Consider the following 21,239-nt stretch of genomic DNA (forward strand, 5'->3'; position numbering starts at 1 on the left):
CATGATCTAGCGCGAGCCCGCTCGATCGAACTCCTCAAGCTCGTTCTACACGGTCCCTGACGCCTCAGATAACCCCGTCGAGCACGACGCCTGCCGGCTGCTGCCGGAAGGCGGCGGTGACGATGTCGGGGAAGCGGTCGCTGATGTCGTGGCGGTTGCGGGTCCACAGCCGCGCCTGATCGCCGGACCGGACGATCGCGACCCGGCTAGTTGACTGAACTTCTGCGGCTAGGTAAACGGCTGGTCAGTCGCATCACCGCTCCACTTGGCCAGCTCATTGCGGCTATCCACGGTGTCGGGGTGCTCAGGACCCAGCGATCGTTCTTGGGCTGCGAGCACCCTGGCTAGTTGCTCCTTGGCAGCGTCCCAGTCGCCCGCCTTGTAGGCGCAATGAGCGAGGGCCTCTCGTATGCCCAGGGTGTCGGGGTGCTCGGGACCCTGCAACTGTTCTCGGATCGGCAGCAGCTCGGTTAACTGGTTCTGGGCAAGCACAAGGTCACCAAGCCTGATGTTCCATATGGCAATGTTCGTGCGGGTGATCAGGGTCTCGGGGTGGCTTGCACCCTGCACTGCCTCTTGGACCGGTAACAGTTCTGTCAGCTGGTCGCGGGCCGCGGCGGGGTCACCTGCGTAACCGGTCCAGATGGCGAGGCCTTGCCGGCAGCGCAATGTATCGGGGTGCTTTGGGCCGACCAACTGCAGAGAGGTATTCAGCAATTCAGCGAATCGATCACGGGCCGCCTCTGAGTCACCCGCCCAACCTGTCCAGGTAGCGAGGTTGCCGCGAGTGCCCCGGGTGTCGGGGTGCTCATTGCCCAGCACCCTTTCCCGAATCGGCAGCAGTTCGGCGAATTGGTCCCGCGCCGCGACCGGATCACCCGCCTGGCCGGTCCATGACGCAAGGTCGTTGCGGGTGGTCAGGGTGTCCGGGTGCTCGGGACCCAGCACCCGTTCCCGGATTGGCAGCAGCTCGGCGAACTGGTCTCGCGCCGCGCTGGCGTCACCCCCTCGGCCGGTCCAAAGAGCAAGGTCGTTGCGGGTGGTCAGGGTGTCTGGATGCTCGGGACCCAGCACACGCTGCCGAATCGGCAGCAGCTCGGCGAGCTCGTCTCGGGCCCCCGCCGGATCACCCGCCTGACCGCGCCACTCAGCCAGATGGTTGCGGGTGGTCAGGGTGTCTGGATGGTCGGGACCCAGCACACGATGCCGGATTGGCAGCAGCTCGGCGAACTGGTCCCGCGCCGACTGCCAATCACCCGCCTGCCCGGTGCACAAGGCAAGGTTGTCCCTCGCCTGGAGCGTGGACGGATGTTCCGCACCCAGCAGCTGTGACGTGATGTCGCGGATAGTTTGACTGTCGGACAGGGCGAGCGTGTACAGACCGCTGTGGGACAGGTACTGCGTTCCCCGAAGTGCCGCATGGGTCGCGTTGGCGATAGTTTGCAGGTCAGGATCCGACGTGGCCGCGGCCAGCTTCAGCATGTGCACAGTGTGAGGCATGAGGTTGTGCCAAGTAGGCCAAGCGGCAGGGTCGGCAACTTCGCCAACACGAGAACTGGACGTGGCGAGCTCGAGTAGTTGGGCTGCCAGTGCGATTGTCGGTCGGAGCTGCGGCGTGCCGCGGAGGTGATGCAAGCTCACGTCCCGGATAAGCAAATGCAGACGAATCGTGGGGATAGCCCCTGCTGCTGCGGCCGGCTCGATCCCGGAGTCGTTCCCGAGATTGATGAGCCCCAGTGCGTCCAGGCCATGCAACACGCGGCGAAGGTGGGCGGCTTCGATCCCGCTAAACAATGGTGATGCCGCGAGAACATCCGGATCTAGAAGTTGATGGTGGGGTATCGGGGCATCGGCAAACAAGGCTAGGAGTCGCAGCAGGGTCCGAGCCGACCGGAGTCCACGATCTGCCAGGAGCTCGAGCGATAGTTCCCATGTCTGGGCGATGACTCGGCGAGGCTGTTCGCTCTGATCGCCGCGGTCGGGGAACAATGCCGCAAGGTTGCCTCGGTCGAGGGCATCCCGGTAGGCGGAAAAAGTGGTGATGCCGCCGGGCAGCGGGACGCGATTGGCGTCGGCGAGGTAGCGACCTGTGAGGGTCAGGGCAAGCGGTGACCCGCCGAGACGTATCGACAATCCCTTTGCGTCGTTGTGGCTTCCAGCATGACTCGGGACATGGTCGAGCAGCACGTCGGCGCCGTCGACTGGTGACAGCGGCTCAACCAGATGCAGCTGGCACCACTCGCCCCAGGTGGCGGGATCGCCCTCACGGCTCGTTACGAGAATCGCTCCACGCTTGGTGTTGACTGGGCGGAGCCATCCCCGCTGATAGGCGACCGGCTCATCATGAGGAGCGAGCATGCGCGAATCGTCAGCGTTGTCGATCACCAACAGCCATCGGTCCGGATATGCAGTTAGTCGCCGCCACAGGACGTCGGGGGCATTCTCGACCCACTCGCGCTCGAGTTCCTGAACGGTCGCGCCGAGCCTGCGAGCTAACTGCCTCATTCCCGTCTGAAGTTCAGTCTCTTCAGCCGCCGAGATCCACCACACCGAAACCTCGCGCCGTTCCGCCAAGATCGCTACCTGCTGAGCGACGGTCGTCTTACCCTCGCCGCCCCTGCCATACAGAATCCGAACCCGGGCCCGTATACGGTGCCCGCGCCATTTGTGCAGCAGCAACAATTCTGAAACCAGCTCACCGCGGCCGCGCACCGGCTTCACAGTTCCGACCGCCGGCACTGCCAATGACGCCATCCCCGCCACGGGCGCGACCACCGGCCCAGTTGCGACCTGCTCGGCAGGCGACTGAAACGACCTCGATTGCCACCGCAAGCCGATCGCCGACAACACCAGCGAGGCGAACCCTACCGCCAACGAGACCGGGCTACTGAGCTGATCCCGCGTCTCCACGGAAGCACCGAAATACTCCTCGACGGCCCCAACCAGGATCGGGGACAGCCAACGCGCAGAGATCAGCAACACTCCGGCAACGGCCAGCACGTACCACGGCCACCGCCTCTTCAGCACTCGCCGGGTGCCACGCCTCAAGCGCTTGACCACCCACCGCCAGCGTGTCATTGCCTCACCAGCTGACCTAACAGGCTCAGGCGGCCTAGGGGAGACTTCCCATCTGTGGTTGCCTTCACCGCCGATGCCCTCCTAGTCCCCCACTATCAGCATCGCGCACGGCACCCGTGCGTTACGTCTCTCAAGCAACAGCGCGGCTGACGCAGAATGAAGCCAACGTTCGCTGTCGGGCTCAGGCGAGCCTGAGAGCTAGGGCCTTACATCGGGCTCCTGTTCGCTCGACCAGCACGCCTAGGAGTCCGTCGGCGATCAACCCGAACCGCCCGGTCGGACGAGTCCGGTCTCATAGGCGAGCACTACGGCCTGCACCCGGGTACGGGTACCGAGCTTGGCGAGGTCTCGGTTCACATGCGTCTTCATGGTCGTCTCCGCGACCCTGAGATCCGCCGCGATTTCATTGTTGGACAGGCCACGCGCGATGAGTTCGAACACGTCGAGCTCGCGATCCGTCAGGCGTCGCAACGCGTCCGGCAGGCCATCGAAGGGGGCGGTCGGTGTACATATTCCTCGATCAGCCGTCGGGTCAACGACGGCGCCAGCAACGATTCGCCTGCTGCGACGGTCTCGATCCCTGCGGCGAGCCGGTCTGGCGGCGTCGCCTTCGTAGGAATCCCGCGGCATCCCGGCTGCACAATGGGGCTCTACACGCAGATGCTTTGGCGCGACGACGTTGAGCACTCGAGTCCCGTAGATAGCGCCCGAGGAGCAGAACCGCATCCTGCTCCTGTGCCGCCTAGGCCTGTCGGCCCGGATGCAGTCGGAGTACTCTCGACCGGTGGTACCCAGCCGTTCGAGCGCCGGACTGATTGGGCGGCGAGACGAGTGTCGAGCCCTCGACGACTTCTTGGGCGGCGTCAGGGCGGGGCGCAGTGCTGCCCTGGTCCTGCGCGGTGACGCAGGGATCGGGAAGACCGAGCTGTTGAAGTACCTCTTCGAGCGTTCCGCCGGATGCCGCATCGTGAGGGCTGCTGGCGTCCAGTCCGACATGGAGCTGTCCTACGCCGGCCTGCATCAGCTTTGTGCCCCACTGCTCACCGGTTTGGACCGCCTTCCGGAGCCTCAACGAGACGCGCTCGCCACGGCGTTCGGTCTGCGCACCGGGACCGAGCCCGACCGGTTCCTCGTCGGCCTGGCCGTTCTGAGCCTCCTCGCGGACGCTGGAGGGAAGCAGCCGTTGGTCTGCCTCATCGACGACGCGCAGTGGCTTGATAATGCATCGGCACTGACGCTGGCGTTCGTAGCCCGCCGGCTGCTCGCGGAATCGGTCATGCTTGTCTTCGCCGTCCGCGAACCCACACCCGAGAAGACTCTCGCCGGCCTCCCCGAGTTGCCTGTGAAGGGGCTGCATGACCGCGACTCACGAACGCTCCTCGACTCGGTCGTCACCGGTCCCCTCGACCAGCGGGTGCGCGACCGCATCGTTGCCGAGGCGCGCGGTAACCCGCTGGCCCTGCTCGAGCTACCCCGCGGGTGGACCGCAGCGGAGATGGCCGGCGGCTTCGGGGGTCTGCAGGCGCGGCCGTTGTCGGGCCAGATCGAGCGGGAATTCCTCCGCCGCGTGGAGTCGCTCCCGGCCGAGACGCGACACCTGATGGTCACTGCAGCCGCCGAACCGGTCGGCGACGGGAGGTTGTTGAGGCGGGCGGCCGATTTTCTGGGCATCGACGTGGACGCCGCCGCGTCCGACGCCTCGGAGCTGATGACGCTGGACAGCCGGGTGCGCTTCCGGCATCCGCTGGTGCGCTCGGCGGTGTACCGAGCGGCATCCTTGACGGACCGCCAGAATGCACATCGGGCGCTGGCGGAGTCGATCGATGCCGACGTCGATCCGGATCGCCGGGCGTGGCATCGTGCTCAGGCCGCGCCAGGCCCTGACGAGGATGTCGCCGTGGAACTCGAGCGTTCGGCAGAGCGGGCCCAGGCTCGTGGCGGTATCGCAGCGGTGGCCGCGTTCCTCGAGCGCGCGTCAGAGTTGACGCAAGATCCTGCCCGCCGCTCGCAGCGCGCGCTGGAAGCTGCCCAAGCGAAGTTCCGGGCTGGGGCGTTCGAGCCGGCGGCCGCTCTCCTCGCGACGGCGAGAGCCGGACAACCCGACGAGCTCACGCGCGCACGGATCGACGTGCTGCGTGCCGGGATCGCGTTCGCGCAGGGCCGCGGCAAGGAGGCCCCTCCGTTGCTGCTCGCCGCCGCTCGCCGGCTCGAGCAGCTCGACGTGGCGCTCGCTCGTGAGACCTACTTGGAAGCGGTCTCGGCGGTGATATTCGCCGGTCATCTGGCGCGCAGCCCCGGTTACCGGGAGGTGGGTGAGGCGGCGCGCGGGGCGCCGCCGCCGCTGCGGCTGCGCGCGCCCGACAAGCTGCTGGATGGCCTTGCCGTGCGTCTCACGGACGGCTACGCCGCCTCGGTACCGATCATCGAGCGAGTCCTCACAGCGTTCTGTGACGAGGACGTTCCCGTCCAGGAGTCCCTACGGTGGCTTCTGCTTGCCGGGGTCATCGCGGCGGATCTCTGGGACCTCGAGCGCTGGCACACGGTCACAGCCCGTCACGTGACGATCATTCGCGAGGCCGGCGCGCTCAGCGAGCTCCCGCTTGCACTCGACTCGTCGGCCGTCGTTCAGGTCTTCGCCGGCGACCTGGCGACGGCGGCGTCGGTGATCGAGGAGGTCAGAACGGTGAGTGCTGCGATCGGGACCAACCAGCCGCCCTTCGGGGCTCTCGCACTGGCTGCCGTTCGTGGCCACGAGCGCGAGGCACGCCCGCTGATCGACGCCACGATCAGCGGGGCCGGGCAGCATGGTCAGGGACTCGGGGTTACCGTCGCACACTGCCATGACGCGGTGCTCTGCAACGGTCTCGCCCGATACGAGGACGCAGTGACCGCGGCCCAAGCGGCAGCCAGATACCAGCAGGAGTTCGGCGCGCCGCAGTGGGCCTTGGCCGAGCTGGTCGAGGCGGCCAGACGGAGCGGCGCGTCCGAGCTGGCGTCCGGCGCACTCGAGCAGCTCTCGGAGGTAACACAGGCCAGCGGCACCGACTGGGCGCTCGGTGTCGAGGCGCGCTCGCGTGCGCTGCTGAGCGAGGGCGTCGCTGCGGAGAGCCTCTACCGTGAGGCGATCGAGCGACTCGCCCGGACCGACGTCCGCGTACACCTGGCGCGCGCGCATCTCTTGTACGGCGAGTGGCTGCGGGGGGAGAACCGTCTCGTCGACGCTCGTGCACAGCTGGACATCGCCCACGAGATGCTGAGCCGGTTCGGGGCAGACGCGTTCGCCGAACGCGCGCGTCGCGCGCTAGGGACCACCGGAGCGAAGGTGCGCAAACGCACCGTCGCGACTTACACGGCCCTCACTGCTCAGGAGGCGCAGATCGCTCGTCTGGCCGGCGATGGGCTGACCAACTCCGAGATCGGCGCCAGGTTGTTTCTCAGCCCGCACACGGTCGACTGGCACCTCCGCAAGGTGTTCTCGAAGCTCGGCATCGCCTCCCGCAGGCAGATCCCGGCCATGCTGCCCCATGGCGCGGCGACCTCGGCCTAGGGTCGCGGATCAGGAGGACACGCGGCAGGCGCCGCGCGTCCTCCTGTTTCCCCAGATTGGCACTGCGGCCGCCCGGCCCATGTCCGCCATCACACTCGACCGAGGGTGAGGAGATTCGGCGGCTCGGCGGCGGACTGACGTGAGTGGACTAAGGCGCAGCCGTAGCCGACGTGCTGGCGGCCGTCATCCGGTTCCAGGCCTGGTCCCGCCACACGGTCCATCCAGGGACGATCCTGTTCACCGGCGCCGTCAACCAGAACGTCAGATGCTCTGGGTCCTGGCTCGCGCCCCACGAGTACGCCGTGGGGGTCGTCAACAAATGGTCCTTTCTCGCCCCCAGCGGTCGGCTCGCCGGGGCGATCAGCATCGGCACGCGGCGAGCTGTCGGCTCGATCCGGACCGGTCGGAGCAGACCTTCGATTTCGGTGACGAGCCGCGCGCCTCCTAGTCATCCGCGCCGGCGCATAACCTCGGGTGCGTGAGCCGCTGCGGCACGTCGCGGCTCGCAACGCCGTCCCCACGGCCGCGAAGGAGCAGGTGATCTGCGCTCCAGCGCAGCGACCAAGGCACAGCGCAAACCTACGCTGGCCGCCTGGCTGGCCAATCGGCGACGGATTCCGTTCTCGATCTCGGACAAGTTGGCTCCTCGACAGAGCAGCCCGTCGCCCCTGCATCTTGTCGTCGAGATACGCGCCAGGCTGTGGCGGAATCGGTCAGAAGATGTAGAAGCCAGTGACCGCGGTGGGAAGGATGCCGAGCAGGAGCCAGGCCGAACGTGGTGTGCGCTGGAAGATGAGGAGGATTCCGACGACCGTCAGCAGGCCGATCACGCCGGACATGATCCACAGGCCGACACCCCGGCCGAAGTCGGCGGCGGCGACACCGATGCTGTAGACGGCCAGCGTGATGGCGGGGACGCTGCCGACGTGGAAAAGGATGGCAGAGACGACCCAGCGCTGGACGGTCTCGATGTTCATCGGCCGGACATACCGCTGGCGTCGTACACCGCGTCGTCCTTGGCGGGGGTGAGACGGCACAGGCTCGCCCGTGGCCGCTCCCTGTCGACCGGCATCTGTCACTCCCGGCATCGCTCCTCCAGATTTAGTTAGTGTACTAATCATCAGTGTACACAAGATCGCTACACTAAGCACATGGCAAGGCCCAAGATCGCGCAGGTAGACAACCCGCTGTCGCTCGATCATCAGGTCTGCTTCGCTCTGGCAGTCGCCTCGCGAAGCGTGATCGCGCTGTACCGGCCGGTCCTCGAGCCGATGGGGCTCACACACCCGCAGTACCTGGTGATGCTGGCGCTCTGGGAATTCGAGCCGGTATCGGTCAAGGACCTGTCCGGGATGCTCCAACTCGAGCCCGCAACACTGTCTCCCCTGCTCAAACGGCTCGAAACCGCCGGGCTACTGCGCCGGGACCGCTCCACCGAGGACGAACGCTCACTCGCCGTCTCCCTCACCGAAAGAGGCCGCGCTCTCCGCGAGGAGGCACTCAAGGTGCCCCCTGCGATTGTCGAACGACTAGGCATGGACGTCGACGAACTGATGGACATCCATGCCCGCCTGACCAAAGTTATCGCCGCAGCCAAGGACCCCAACGGCCCCGACCACTCGTGACCCGACGCGGACACACCTCGACGGCTGGATCAACAGAGCCCGTCGAGCTGCCGGAGAAAGTTCAGAGGCCTTCTCGTCTGCCACAGTGATCAGGTGGCGGCAACGGACGAGGCAGATTGCGACGGGCGATCTCAACCGTTGCTGACGCGTTCGCCATGCTCGCGATCGGCGGCCGCCCCTTCGGCGTTACCTCCCCCTGTAGGGGACTCTGACTGATCCATTACGCGCCGCCCGTGCTTCAGGGCACGGCGCTCGACCTCGGAAAGCCCTCCCCACACACCGGCGTCCTGGCCGGTACGTACGGCCCAGTCCAAACAGGCGTCGGCCACTTCACACTGCCGGCATACCATCTTTGCGGCCTCGATCTGCTGCAGTGCTGGGCCGGTGGTTCCAACGGGAAAGAAGAGCTCGGGGTCCTCGCTCCGACATGCACCTCTGAGCAGCCACCTCACGGCATCACGTCGGGATCTCTTGGATCGAGCGGCCACGGTTCGTGCTCCGGCTCGCCCTCGTTGACGATCCTCCGCTCCGTGACAGCGAGCTGGCGCATCTCACACCTCCGGAGCGACCTGGTGGAACGGCAAGCCTGGCGCCGAGGTGCAAAGGGGCTCAAGACGCCAGGCCCGCCGGCATCGGGGGCTCTGTTGCGCAGCAGCGCAGCCGATGTCCTGTCGCTCGCCATCACTCGTGGTGCGCGTCGCCTCCGACGGGCCACGGCGCGTGCCCTGAGCGTCACGCCGACAGCCGTCAGTGCGGCAGGCGACACGGGTCGCTTCGGAACCCTTCTCGGATCACTCATTTACCGGTCCCTATTTCATGTCCAGGGCAACGAGTTCAGCCAGGTCCAGGAGCCGATTGGTGAAACCCCATTCGTTGTCGTACCAGCCGAAAGTCTTGACGAGGTTGCCGTTCGCCTGAGTGAGCGGAGCGTCAAATATGCAGGATGCAGGGTCGCCGACGATGTCGTGCGACACAATCGGATCCTCGTTGTACCGGAGCAGACCCTTCAGATAGCCAGAGGCCGCCTCGGCGAATGCCTGGTTGACCCGCTCCGCGGTCACATGCTCGGCTAGCTCGACGACCAGGTCAGTTAGTGATCCATCCTCGAGCGGGACCCGGACCGCCACGCCGTCGATCCGACCGGCCAGCTCCGGGATCACCACGCCGACGGCCTTGGCCGCGCCGGTGCTCGTCGGGATGAGGTTCACCGCGCCCGAACGTCCACGGCGCAAGTCCTTGTGCGGGGAGTCCAGGATCACCTGGTCGTTGGTGTAACTGTGGATAGTGGTCATCACCCCCCGCTGAACTCCGAATGCCCGGTGCAGGACGGACACCATCGGCGCAACGCAGTTCGTCGTACACGATGCGCTCGAGATGATGTGGTGCTCGGCCGGGTTATACGTCTGCTCGTTGACCCCGATCACGAGTGTCGCGTCGATACCCTTGCCCGGGGACGACAGGATCACCTTCCGTGCGCCGGCGGTCAGGTGCGCGGCGGCGGACTCTCCGGTGCGGATCCGTCCCGTCGACTCGATCACGATGTCGACGCCGGCAGCCCGCCAGTCCAGCGCCGCGGGATCGGGCTGGGACGTCACGCGGATCGTTGTCTCGCCGACAGCGATTGTGTTGTCGGTGTGGTGGACGCGCTCACGCAGCGGCCCGAGGGTCGAGTCGTACTGGAGCAGGTTCGCCAGAGTGGCGGTGTCGGTGATGTCGTTGACAGACACCACCTCGATCACCTCAGTCGCCCGCTCGAGCGCAACCCGCAGGAAGCTCCGCCCAATCCGTCCGAACCCGTTGATCCCTACCCTGATAGTCATCTCCGGCCTCCTGGATAGTCAGTACTGTGGTCGTGTCCACCGTGGCGAGACCTGCTCCCATTCGCGTGCCCAGGCCTGCGCGCGGCGGTGATCCAACGGCCGGCGCGCGAGCCCGAACGAGGCGAGCAGCAATGGCCATGCGAGCAATGGCATGGTGACTCCGGCCGCGACCCCCAAAGCGGTACTGTCGGCGGGCGGGCGGGGACCGCGTGTCATCGCGCCGTCCCGATCGAGCCAGATCGTCAGTTCGGTGCCAGCCTTGGTTCCGATCAGCACGTCTACTTTGCCCTCGTGCCGGGATCCCGACGTGTCGAACCACCTGACTGGAACCGACGTAGTGGTCAGTCCGGGACTCGAGGGGACGGCTTCGGCAGTGTTCCCCAGTGTTCGCACTTGAACCGGACGGGCCTCGGCGCGTTCTTCGGCGGCCGAATGTTCGGCGCGGTTGCGGATCGTCGTACCGAAAGCCGCCGCCGCGGGGATCACTAGCAGGGCAGCCACGAGGACGATCATGAGCAACGCGGCCTCGAGCCTGTCCACCCTTCGACGCAACGGATTGTGTCCGAGCCAGAGCCGCCGCAGCTGCATCACGACGAACAACTCGGCATGGTGCTGGTGGGTGGTGCTCATCGCGCTCTCCAATCTGTTCTGAAGCTAAGACAAGAGAGGCACGTGTGCTGTGACGCCGGGGTTGGCGTCGATGTACGGCCCGGTTGCATGGACGCCGACTGGCCGCGAATCGGCGGTGCGCGCTGGGGTCGTGTCACGAATCGTGCCGCTGTTCGGACTTGGTTGATACCCACCGATCGTTGCCAACGGCGCGATTCGAATCGTCATTCGCGGCCCGGACCTCGCGCAGGCCTGCCGTGTTCAGCAAATGGAGTCGTCATGTCACCCACAATGGTTCTAATCCACGGTCTGTGGCTCACGCCGCGCAGCTGGGAGGGCTGGAAGGCGCGCTTCGAGGAGCGCGGATACGAGGTGCTCGCGCCAGCTTGGCCGCGGATGGACGGCGAGGTCGAGGCGCTCCGCCGCGACCCGTCCGTCATGAATGGGCTCGGAATCGCCGAGGTCGTCGACCACTACGAGCGGATCATCCGCAGCCTCGCCACTCCGCCAGTGATCATGGGGCACTCGACTGGCGGACTGGTAACGGAGTTGCTGCTCGACCGGGGGCTCGGCGCGGCCGGAGTCTGCCTCTCGCCAGCGCCGGTGAAGGGCGTACTGCGCTTGCCGCCGTCCTTGCTCCGCTGCGTCTTCCCGGTGCTCAGAAACCCGGCCAACAAGAACAAGACCTTTGCGATGACGTCGAAGCAGTTCCACTATGCCTTCACGAACACGATGGACGACGAGGACGCCAACGCGGCCTATGAGCGCTACGCAGTGGCCGCTCCGGGCCGGGTGGTCTTCCAAGCGGCATTCGCCAACTTCAATCCGCGCTCCGTCACCAAGGTCGACTTCCACAAGGACGACCGCCCTCCGCTCCTGGTCATCGGAAACACCGAAGACCACACGATCCCGGCCTCCGTGAGCAAGGAGGCCGCGAAGCGCCTCAGCAAGTCGAGAGCAGTCGTGCAGTACAAAGAGTTCGTCGGCCGCCCCCACTTCACTGCCGGCGCTCCCGGCTGGGAAGCCGTGGCCGACTACGCGCTCGAATGGGCGAAGCGCTATGCAACCGCACCGGTCAAGACCGACTGGCCGACGAGGTCCGACACTCGACGTCAGGGAAGCGCAGGACGGTAGCAAGCAACTCGGTCTTGCTACTCAACTTCACGAGCAGGCTCGCTCCACTTCCGAAGGCGATCCGGTAGCCGTAGCAGTTCGATCGATCAAGTCGGTCGATCGAGAAATCCGAAAGGACGAATCCCCCATGAGCAAACACTTCCTCGAGACAGCGGCCCAGGAGTTCGCAGACGCGACGGCCAGTCCGCCGTTCCTCTACGAGCTCGGCCCCGACGGCGCCCGCAAGGTCCTCGACGACGTCCAAGCTGCGCCGATCGCCAAGCCCGACGTGGCCGAGAAGTGGATCACCGTTCCGGCGGAGGTCGGCGACGTCCGAGCCCGCATCGTGAAGCCCGTCGACGCGACTGGCACCCTCCCGACCGTCTTGTACATGCACGGCGGCGGCTGGGTCCTGGGCAACTCCGGGACTCATGACCGGCTCGTTCGCGAGTTGGCCGTCGGGGCGAACGTGGCGGTCGTGTTCGTAGAGTACGACCGCTCGCCCGAGGCTCACTACCCGGTCGCAATCGAGCAGGGGTACGCGACAGCACAGTGGATCACCAAGGAAGGGTCGACCGAAGGTCTCGACGCGACGCGGCTGGCGGTGGCCGGCGATTCGGTCGGTGGCAACATGACGGCTGCGTTGGCGCTTCTCGCCAAGCAGCGGGGGGACGTCACGTTCGTCCATCAGTCGATGTACTACCCGGTGACCAATGCCGGTCAGGACACCGACAGTTACCGCGAGTTCGCCGAAGGCCCGTTCCTCACCGCGAAGGGGATGGCCTGGTTCTGGGACTGCTACCTGCCCGACCAGGCCAAGCGCTCAGAGATCACCGCCTCCCCGCTGAGGGCGAGCATCGATCAGCTCGCCGGGCTGCCGGAAGCCTTCCTTATCGTCGATGAGAACGACGTACTCCGCGATGAGGGCGAAGCGTACGCACGCAAGCTCACCGAGGCCGGCGTGCGCACCACCAGCGTCCGCTACAACGGCATCATCCATGACTTCATGATGCTCAACCCGCTTCGTCAGACAGCTGCCACGACCGGCGCGGTCGAGCAGGCGATTCACATCCTCCGCACGGCACTCGGCTCCGACTGAGCCGACCGCCCGGTGTCACCCAGGTATTTCACTCCGCCTCGGAGTAAACGACACACAGAGAAGACGGATTGCCGCGTCACCACTCGGTGACGCGGCAATTCCTCGCGTAACCGTGACTGGGTCAGAAGATCTGCTGTCGCATCAGCCGAAGCCTGCGAGCCGGCGCCCGGTGACACGCTGCTCGACGTCGGCGCACCTGCCGCTGGACGTAAGCAGAGGTCCAGAGCAGCAACTCGCAATGGTTGGGCGGGGCTGATGCGGATGCAGGGATCGGCACATCAACCCCGCCTGTTCAGGGAGCATTCTGCGGCCTGTCCAAGGTGCCTCGAAGCCCTGACCGCCAGTGTGCGATGGATCGCGGCCCCTTCGTGTTGCCCGCCAATCGACCCAGATATGGAGGCAACCTGTTCTGAAATAGAGACAGGACAGGCGCTCGATGTGTGACGCCGGCCTTTCGGCACAAGTGCCCCGTTCTGGCTCCCGTCGAGCCTCGTCCGGATCTCGGTCGCGAATGGGGCCTGCGGCAACCTTCGCCCAGTCTGGGGCCACTCCGAGCTGGCACGGAAGATGCTTCGGACTGACCGCCACTCAGAGCCTGGACATGGAGGCCGTGCAACCTCACTCCCACTGCCACGTTGTAGGCCGCCTACCCCCGGGGTTGGCCACGACCACGTGGTGGTCAGAGACCACGTAACCACCCACGTACTACGCGAGGCGCGACCGGGCGACCGGCTCCCGCACCGTGATGGCTAGGGCATTTGCGAGATGCCTGCCAGAGCGGGAGAGGGGCCGGGAACATGAACGCCGAAGTGTCAAGGCAGAGCTGGGACGACGGGGACACCTTGGCGGTCCAGACCGCAGGCGCCGAAGAAGTCAGCGGCGATCTCGACGAGGCGGTCGCGATCTTCGTCGGAGCGCGACCTCGACTGATGGCGATAGCGTATCGATGGCTCGCAAGCACCAGCGAGGCCGAGGATGTCGTGCAGGAGACCTGGCTTCGCTGGCAAAAGACGGACCGCACGGTCGTCGCAGACCCGCAGGCACTCTTGGCGACCATGGCCACCCGGCTCGCGATCAACGTCAGCCAGTCCGCCCGGTGGCGCCGCGAAACTTCCATGTCCGCCTCGGCACCCGAAGGGGCTGACGCGGGCGACGACCCGGCGACAAGGGTTGAAACCCACGAAGCCGTCGAACAGGCCGTGCTCATCGTCATGGAGAGCCTGACCCCAAGAGAACGCGCCGCCTTCATCCTCCGCGAGGCGTTCGACTATCCGTACGGGCAGATCTCGGAGTTCCTTCACCTTGGCGCGGCCAACAGCAGGCAACTGGTTAGTCGTGCCCGCAGACACATCGCCGCCGACCGACGCACGGTCGTGCCTTCAGCTTCATACCAGAACTTCTTGCGGGCATTCCTGAGCGCAGCCCAGGCCGGCGACCTCGCCGGCTTCGAAGAGCTCCTGGCCGCCGATCTCGCCGGCTGAACGAGGCTCACGAAATGACACACATCGAGGACTACGCGCTGATCGGGGACCTGCGTACTGCGGCACTCGTCGCGGCTGACGGATCCATCGACTGGCTGTGCCTACCGCGCTTCGACTCCGCGGCGGTGTTCGCGGCATTGCTGGGCAATCCGAGCAACGGCCGCTGGACCCTAGGCCCTGCGACCGGTGGGCGGTGTGCCCGCCGATGCTACCGAGGGGACTCGTTGATTCTCGACACCGACTGGGTCACGTCCGAGGGGCAGGTGAGAGTCACCGACTTCATGCCACCGACCGGCCCCGTAGGTCGGGTGGTACGCATCGTGGAGGGTGTTGTGGGTCGGGTCCGTATGCACACCTCGCTAGGGTTGCGGATGGACTACGGCAGGGTCGTACCGGTGCATCGCAGCTTCGGCTCGCAGAATGTGGCAATCGCAGGCCCCGACTCTGTGTGGCTCTCCACCAGCATCGGCATGGCTCAGCTCGACAACTGCCTGATCGCCGACTTCACGGTCGTCGCGGGCGAGCGCCTTTCCTTCGTCCTCACCCACACGCGCACCTCGCAGGTGCCTCCTCCGGCCGACACGACCTGTTCGCTCGCTGCGACCGCGGCGTACTGGAACCGGTGGATCAGCCGATGCACGTACACCGGACCGTGGGCCGACGCGGTGAGGCGTTCACTCGTCATCCTCAAGGCGCTCACCCACGCGCCGACAGGCAGCATCCTGGCCGCGGCGACAACCTCACTCCCCGAGCACATCGGCGGCACTCGCATCTGGGACTACCGCTACTGCTGGCTCCGGGACGCTAGCTTCACCCTGCAAGCATTCCAGGCGACCGGTTATGTGGAGGAGGTCATTGCCTGGAGAGACTGGCTGGGTCGAACCGTCGCCGATGACCCCTCCGACGTGCAGATCATGTACGGCCTCGACGGCGCCCGCCGTCTGCCCGAGCGGACCCTGGACTGGCTCTCCGGCTACCGGTCATCTGCACCGGTCCGAGTCGGCAACGCTGCCGCCAGACAGGTACAGAACGACGTCTGGGGCGAAGCACTGGATGCCCTCTGCGGAGTGCACACCGCCGATGCCCCACACCGCGACACCGACAAGAAGATCCGCAACGTCCTCCTCGAGCACCTCGAGGACGGCTGGCAGGAACCCGACAACGGCATCTGGGAAGTCCGTGGGCCACGGCGCCACTTCGTCCATTCCAAGGCGATGGCGTGGGTCGGCGTCGACCGAGCCGTGCGTGCACTGGAGCATGAGAAGGCCGCCCCCGAAACCCTGCAGCGTTTGCGGAACCTCCGCCGGACCATGCACGACGAGATCTGTCACCGCGGGTTCAGCGCCGCACTCCGCAGCTTCACACAGTGCTACGGATCCAGCCGGCTCGATGCCTCCGTCCTGCTGCTACCCCGCTACGGATTTCTCCCGTGGACCGACTCCCGCATGGTCAGCACCGTCGATGCCATCCAAGCCAACCTGACCCGCGACGGACTCATAATGCGGTACGCCGTGGGCGCCCGACAACCGAACTGTGACGGCATCCAAGGCAACGAGGGAGTGTTCCTGGCCTGCTCGTTCTGGTTGACCGACGCACTGCACGGGATCGGCCGCACCGACGAGGCGGAGGCCTTGTTCGATCGACTCCTGTCCCTCCGCAACGACGTCGGGCTGCTCAGCGAGGAGTACGACGTCGCGACTGGGCATCACCTCGGGAACACACCGCAGGCTTTCAGCCACGCCGGGTTGGTCACCACCGCCCTGCATCTGAGCCGCCAGCGGCGCGACAAGGTTGCGTCGTCTTCAGTCGCGTCCCTGGACAGCGCGGCAAGCTGAGGCGCCGCACTAACGGGCATGGCTCGACCCAACCGGAGACTCCGGTACGTGCGCGGTTCGTTGCCCCCTGGGCAAGCATGGATAGGCTCAATCCTTGGTCGGTGTCTATGGCGCGGAGACCGGGGCCTTCAGCTGGAAGGCCGGCGACGCGAGTGCGAGACTCTCGATCGGATCGTAGCCAATCTGAGAGCCGGACAGAGCGCCACGTTGGTGCTGCGTGGTGAAGCCTGCGTCGGGAAGACCGCCCTGCTGGACTACATCCAGACACACTCGTCCTCTTGCCGGATCGCGCGAGCAGCCGGTGTCGAGTCCCAGATGGAGCTGGCGTTCGTCGCCTTGCACCAGCTGTGCGCCTCCTTCCTGAATACGTCGATCGCAGATGGGCGATCGACGACGATGCGCATCGGGCCAGACGCCTGCTGGAGGCCATCGGAGCGCGGGTGCGCAGTCGGCCTGTCGAAACGCGACCGATGCGCACCCCCAGGAGGCACAGATCGTCTGGCCGCCAGCAGGCTGACGCATCAGGGGATCACGCCCCAACGCGCCGGCTTGTCGTCAGCGTTCACCAAGCCTCACGATTGGTGGCAAGGGATGAGGAGCTAACTCCGGGCGGTGCGTCAGCAAGACCACACTCCGCCGGTCCGCAGCGCCGAACAAGTCCGCCAGCAGGGCTCGGGCTGTCTCTTCGTCGAGGTGCTCGGTGGGCTCGTCGAGAATCAGAACGTCGTGGTGCGCGAGCAACAGCCGGGCGAACGCCAGCCGCTGCAGCTCTCCCGCAGACAGCCGCGTGCCGTGCTCGCCAACGAGAGTGTCGAGGCCCACCGGCAAACGCTTGACGAACTCCCCGAGCCGGGCCTGGTGAAGCGCATCCCACAGGCGCAGGTCATCAGCTCCCGGGCAGGCGAGCAGCAGGTTCTCCCGGATGCTCGTGTCGAACGCATGGCTCTGCTGGGTCAGCAGCCCAATCGTGGACCGCAACTGGTCACCGTCGAGCCGCGTGACGTCTGTCCCGCCCAGGGTGATTTCGCCGGCCCGCGGATCGAGGAACCGCAGCAGGACGGCGGCGAGGGTGCTCTTTCCAGAACCGCTCGGCCCGGTGACGATCACCTGACTGCCCTCGGGCACGTCCAGGTCGACATCACGCAGCACGTCCGGGTCGCGACCGTATCCAGCAGATAGACCGCGTACTCGCAGACCGCGCCAAGTCGGCAGGTTTTCGGCTCGGTCGGGCGCCGCGACCGGCCGAGGTGCTGCGAGCACCTCCTGTATCCGGCTGAGTGAGCCACGAACGCGGACGGCGAGCTGGGCCGCCAGTGGAACGCCGCCGACCACGTCCGCCAAGGCCAGCGGCGTCAGCACGAGTACAGCGAACGTCGCGCCAGTCAGATCGGAGTTGCTGCCCACCACGAGCCCCGAGACAGTGGCGGCGCCGATGCAAAGGACGAGTAGAGCGCTGCCCAGACCGGCGCTCCACGCGCACCGACGCTCTCTGGCAGCCAGTTGGGCATCGGCAGCCACGAACGCGGTGAGGACCTCGTCCACTACGCCGAATGCCATTACGTCGGCCGCCGATTGCAGGTCCTCGGTCGCCCGAGCAGCGACATCGCCGCGATGCTCGGCTATCGACCGCTCGCTCCGGCGTGCTGTGGTCGCAGTGAGCCACGGGACCACTGTGCACGCGATGATGATCGCCAGCGCCGCGGCGACACCGGCGGCGGGCAGCAGCACCACGATGAGCGCAACGGTCGCTGTCGCGGTCACCGCAGCGACAAGGATAGGTAGGACGATTCGCAGCCAGAGATCGAGTACCGCATCCACATCCAGCACCATCCGGGCGAGGAGATCACCGCGTCGTACGTCGAGGCCGGCAGGCACCAACTCCTCCAGCCGCATGGTGATGCGCGCGCGAGTCTCCCCCAGGACGCGGTACGCCGCATCGTGGGCCACCAGCCGCTCGACGTACCGGAACACTCCCCGCCCGACGCCGAACGCCCGCACCGCCACGATCGGCACCATCAGCAGCAACACCGGAGGCTGCGCCGACGCAGCGGTGATCAACCATGCAGAAGTAGCCAGCAGCGCCACTGCCGATCCGGCCGCCAACACACCCGCCGAGAGAGCGAGTACCAGCCTCCAGGCCAGCCGCCGATCCGGATGAGCGATCGAGTAGACGCTCACGACGCCATCAGATCCTTCTCATCGGCCTTCGTGGCTGCTAAGGCCTCGACAACGCGGTCTACCGCGGCGACCAGTGCTGGGCGGTGGGCGACCATGAGCACCGTCCGAGCGCTCGCCCGCAGCCCGTTGATCACCGCGGCCTCGGCATCCGCGTCGAGGCCTGCTGTCGGCTCGTCGAGCAGCAGCACCGGCGCATCGGTGATGAGAGCCCGCGCCAGGGCGACCCGGCGCTGCTGGCCACCCGAAAGCAACTGCCCCTGCTCCCCCACCGGCTTGTCCAGGCGCAATTCGCCAGCCCCAGCCGTGGTGAGTGCGACGAGCACCTCCTCGTCGGACGCATCAGGACGACCGAGCCGCACGTTGTCGGCGACGGTGCCCATCCGCAGCCCCGGCCGCTGCGGCACCCACCCGAACTGCCGCCTCCACACCGCCGGCGCGAACTCGTCCGCAGCACGGCCACCGGCAACGACCACACCACGCTCAGGCTCGACGAACCCCAGCAGCACCGACAATACGGTCGACTTCCCGGCACCACTCGGCCCGGTAAGCGCGACCACCTCACCCGGCCGGAGCTCCAGATCAAAACCCTCCAACGCCGACTGCTCGCGACCCGGGTACCGCACCGCCACGTCGTACATGCACAGCGGGCTCACCCTCAGATCCGGCACGTCCGTGCGATCACCGCGCGCCGGCAACGGCGTCTCCATCACCCGGAACACCTCTTCGCTGGCTGCGACCCCGTCAGCGCTGGCGTGGAACTGTATGCCGACCTGCCGCAGCGGCAGATACGCCTCCGGAGCGAGGATCAGCACCATCAACGCCGTCTCCAGCCCGAGCTTCCCGTCCACCAGTCGCAGACCGACCCCCACCGCGACCAACGCCACCGAGATGCTGGCCAGCAACTCCAAGGCGAACGACGACAGGAACGCCAACCGCAGGCTGCTCATCGACGCGATCCGGTGCTTGTCGGTCACCCGTCGTACGGCGGACTCCTGGGCCCTCGCACGTCCGAAGAGCTTGAGCGTGGGCAGTCCGCTGACCACATCGGCGAAATGATGCGCCAGGACAGCCAGAGCGCGCTGGCGGCGCCGGCTGTGCGCCTGCGTCGCCCAACCGATCAGGGCCATGAAGATCGGAATCAACGGCAGGGTCACCAGGACAGTGCCCGCCGCGATGAGGTCACCGGTCGCCATCCACCCGATCACGCCGGCCGGCACCGTTGACGCGAGGACCATCTGTGGCAGGTAACGGGCGAAGTAGGGGTCCAGGTCGTCGAGTCCCTTGGTCAGCAGGGTTGTGAGTGCACTGCTGCGTTCACCGCTCAGCCACACCGGTCCAAGCTTCAGCGAGTGCTCGAGCACCTGCCGTCGCAACGTCGACTTCACCGCCGCCGCCGCCCGCTGAGCAACCACCTCCTGTGCCCACACCAGACCGGCTCTCGCCGCGATAGCACTGGCCAGCACCAACGCCACCCCGCTCACTTCGGCGTCACGCTGTACAACATCGGTGATTCCGCGGGCGAGCAGGATCGCCTGGGCGATGATCAGCAGCCCGGTCGCAACACCGATCGTCACGGAGGCCACCAAGAACCGTTGTGCCGACCGGGCGCGCCGTAGCAGCCGCGGGTCGACCGGCTTCATGACACCGCTACCGGTTCAACCGTGACGCGCTTGCGGAACACCCAGTAGCTCCAGCCCTGGTAGAGGATGACCAGCGGCAGGACGATCGCAGCGATGAAGGTCATCAGCTTCAACGTGTACGGCGTTGACGCGGCCTCGACCGTGGTCAGCGTCGACTGCGGGTCGAGGGTCGACGGCATCACAGCCGGGAACAATGCGGTAAACAACGACGCCACGGCCAGCCCGACGGCGACCGTCGTACCCATGAACGCCCAGCCCTCCCGCGCGAGCTTGTTCGCCACCAACCCAACTCCGAGCGCGCCCGCGGCTAATCCGGCCAGAACTATCGAACCGGTGTCTCCTCGCAGGTCCTGCGCCCACGCCAGGAACCCAACTGTGAGGATCGCGGCGACCAGACCCGCGCGGGTGGCCAGGCGGTTGGCCCGGCGGCGAAGGTCGTCGGTGGTGCGCAGTGCCAAGAAGATCGCGCCGTGGGTGACGAAGACCGCGGTGAAGGCAACGGCACCGAAGAGGGCGAAGGGGTTCAGCAGGTCGCCGAGGCTGCCGACGTACTCATGGGAAGCGTCCAGCGGCACACCCCGGACCAGGTTCGCGAAGGTCAATCCCCACAGGAAGGCGGGCACCACCGACCCGATGGTGATGAGCGTGTCCATCCGCCCCCGCCACAGCAGGTCGTCCCGCTTGCCGCGGTACTCCAGGGCCACACCGCGCAGGATCAGCGTCACCAGGATCGCGAAGAGCGGCAGGTAGAACCCGCTGAACAGCGTCGCGTACCACTCCGGGAACGCCGCGAACGTCGCCCCGCCGGCCACGATCAGCCACACCTCGTTCCCGTCCCAGACCGGACCGATCGTGGTGATCACCGCACGCCGCTCAGCCTCGTCCCGGCCGAGCACCCGCAGCAGGATGCCGACGCCGAAGTCGAACCCCTCCAGCACGAAGTACCCGATCCACAACCCCGCGATCGCGAGGAACCAAACAGTCGTGAGTTCCATCAGTCAGCTCCTCTAGTACGCGAACGACAGCGGCTTCGCAGCGTCGTCCGGGGCATCCGGTTCAGGCTCGGCCGGCGTATCCGTACCGGCCAATCCCTTCCGGATGGTCCGGAACATCAGCTTCGTCTCCACCACCGCGAGTACGCCGTACAGGACGGTGAAGCCGGCCAGCGACGTGATCACCTCGGCGCTGGTCGTGCCCGGCGACACACCCGATGC

At 66.5% G+C, this 21,239-nt stretch carries 16 protein-coding genes and 1 pseudogene; 6 read left to right on the plus strand and 11 right to left on the minus strand.

Annotation, left to right across the window (positions count from 1 at the left end):
* Positions 1-228: 228 nt before the first annotated feature.
* Both EV646_RS33605 and EV646_RS33610 read right to left on the minus strand, forming a co-directional pair.
* Positions 229-3,000, minus strand: a complete 2,772-nt coding sequence (locus EV646_RS33605) for a tetratricopeptide repeat protein (protein ID WP_206752055.1) — start codon at positions 2,998-3,000, stop codon at positions 229-231.
* Positions 3,001-3,336: 336 nt separating this feature from the next.
* Positions 3,337-3,765 carry a response regulator transcription factor gene (locus EV646_RS33610; protein ID WP_241996497.1) on the minus strand — a complete coding sequence of 143 codons (429 nt, stop codon included), beginning with the start codon at positions 3,763-3,765 and terminating at the stop codon, positions 3,337-3,339.
* A 97-nt stretch (positions 3,766-3,862) separates the two neighbouring features.
* Between EV646_RS33610 and EV646_RS33615 the strand changes: the two genes are divergently transcribed.
* Positions 3,863-6,625 (plus strand): helix-turn-helix transcriptional regulator, encoded by a 2,763-nt coding sequence (locus tag EV646_RS33615; protein ID WP_199237346.1) that lies wholly within the window; start codon positions 3,863-3,865, stop codon positions 6,623-6,625.
* A 148-nt stretch (positions 6,626-6,773) separates the two neighbouring features.
* Here the strand turns inward: EV646_RS33615 and EV646_RS39100 are convergent, their stop codons facing one another.
* Entirely contained in the window at positions 6,774-6,941 is a 168-nt protein-coding gene (locus tag EV646_RS39100) for a hypothetical protein (RefSeq protein ID WP_158291095.1), read from the minus strand.
* 397 nt (positions 6,942-7,338) lie between these two features.
* A complete protein-coding gene (locus tag EV646_RS33625; RefSeq protein ID WP_132155875.1) occupies positions 7,339-7,602 on the minus strand; it encodes a hypothetical protein in 264 nt (87 codons plus the stop codon).
* Between the two features lie 174 nt (positions 7,603-7,776).
* On the opposite strand from EV646_RS33625, the gene EV646_RS33630 reads away from it, so the two are divergent.
* Positions 7,777-8,250, plus strand: a complete 474-nt coding sequence (locus tag EV646_RS33630) for a MarR family winged helix-turn-helix transcriptional regulator (protein WP_132155877.1) — start codon at positions 7,777-7,779, stop codon at positions 8,248-8,250.
* Between the two features lie 236 nt (positions 8,251-8,486).
* Here EV646_RS33630 and EV646_RS33635 read toward each other — a convergent pair.
* From EV646_RS33635 to EV646_RS33645, 3 genes and pseudogenes are all read right to left on the minus strand, one after another.
* Positions 8,487-8,702 (minus strand): annotated as a pseudogene (locus EV646_RS33635) (WhiB family transcriptional regulator); the annotation flags it as partial.
* A gap of 357 nt (positions 8,703-9,059) precedes the next feature.
* Positions 9,060-10,070 (minus strand): type I glyceraldehyde-3-phosphate dehydrogenase, encoded by a 1,011-nt coding sequence (gene gap / locus EV646_RS33640; protein ID WP_132155881.1) that lies wholly within the window; start codon positions 10,068-10,070, stop codon positions 9,060-9,062.
* An 18-nt stretch (positions 10,071-10,088) separates the two neighbouring features.
* Positions 10,089-10,661: an Rv1733c family protein gene (locus EV646_RS33645; RefSeq protein ID WP_479684491.1), complete on the minus strand. Its 573-nt coding sequence runs from the start codon at positions 10,659-10,661 to the stop codon at positions 10,089-10,091.
* A gap of 297 nt (positions 10,662-10,958) precedes the next feature.
* On the opposite strand from EV646_RS33645, the gene EV646_RS33650 reads away from it, so the two are divergent.
* The 4 genes from EV646_RS33650 to EV646_RS33665 all read left to right on the plus strand — a co-directional run bounded on the left by EV646_RS33650 (position 10,959) and on the right by EV646_RS33665 (position 16,207).
* The gene (locus tag EV646_RS33650; RefSeq protein WP_132155885.1) at positions 10,959-11,813 is read left to right on the plus strand and encodes an alpha/beta hydrolase; all 855 of its coding nucleotides are present in this window, start codon (positions 10,959-10,961) and stop codon (positions 11,811-11,813) included.
* A 127-nt stretch (positions 11,814-11,940) separates the two neighbouring features.
* Complete coding sequence (locus tag EV646_RS33655) at positions 11,941-12,891, plus strand: alpha/beta hydrolase (protein ID WP_132155887.1); 951 nt, start codon at positions 11,941-11,943, stop codon at positions 12,889-12,891.
* Between the two features lie 797 nt (positions 12,892-13,688).
* A complete protein-coding gene (locus EV646_RS33660) occupies positions 13,689-14,372 on the plus strand; it encodes a sigma-70 family RNA polymerase sigma factor (RefSeq protein WP_132155889.1) in 684 nt (227 codons plus the stop codon).
* 14 nt (positions 14,373-14,386) lie between these two features.
* Complete coding sequence (locus EV646_RS33665; protein WP_132155891.1) at positions 14,387-16,207, plus strand: glycoside hydrolase family 15 protein; 1,821 nt, start codon at positions 14,387-14,389, stop codon at positions 16,205-16,207.
* Between the two features lie 555 nt (positions 16,208-16,762).
* Here EV646_RS33665 and cydC read toward each other — a convergent pair.
* The 4 genes from cydC to EV646_RS33685 all read right to left on the minus strand — a co-directional run.
* Complete coding sequence (gene cydC / locus EV646_RS33670; RefSeq protein ID WP_241996498.1) at positions 16,763-18,385, minus strand: thiol reductant ABC exporter subunit CydC; 1,623 nt, start codon at positions 18,383-18,385, stop codon at positions 16,763-16,765.
* Positions 18,382-20,025 (minus strand): thiol reductant ABC exporter subunit CydD, encoded by a 1,644-nt coding sequence (gene cydD / locus EV646_RS33675; RefSeq protein WP_132155893.1) that lies wholly within the window; start codon positions 20,023-20,025, stop codon positions 18,382-18,384. Before cydD ends, cydC begins: the two co-directional genes overlap by 4 nt.
* The gene (gene cydB, locus EV646_RS33680) at positions 20,022-21,020 is read right to left on the minus strand and encodes a cytochrome d ubiquinol oxidase subunit II (RefSeq protein ID WP_132155895.1); all 999 of its coding nucleotides are present in this window, start codon (positions 21,018-21,020) and stop codon (positions 20,022-20,024) included. The genes cydD and cydB overlap by 4 nt, the downstream gene beginning before the upstream one ends.
* Positions 21,021-21,032: 12 nt before the next feature.
* The coding region (locus EV646_RS33685) for a cytochrome ubiquinol oxidase subunit I (protein WP_199237347.1) at positions 21,033-21,239 on the minus strand (207 nt) is incomplete at its 5' end.

The organism is Kribbella antiqua, from assembly GCF_004345665.1.
Lineage (GTDB): Bacteria > Actinomycetota > Actinomycetes > Propionibacteriales > Kribbellaceae > Kribbella > Kribbella antiqua.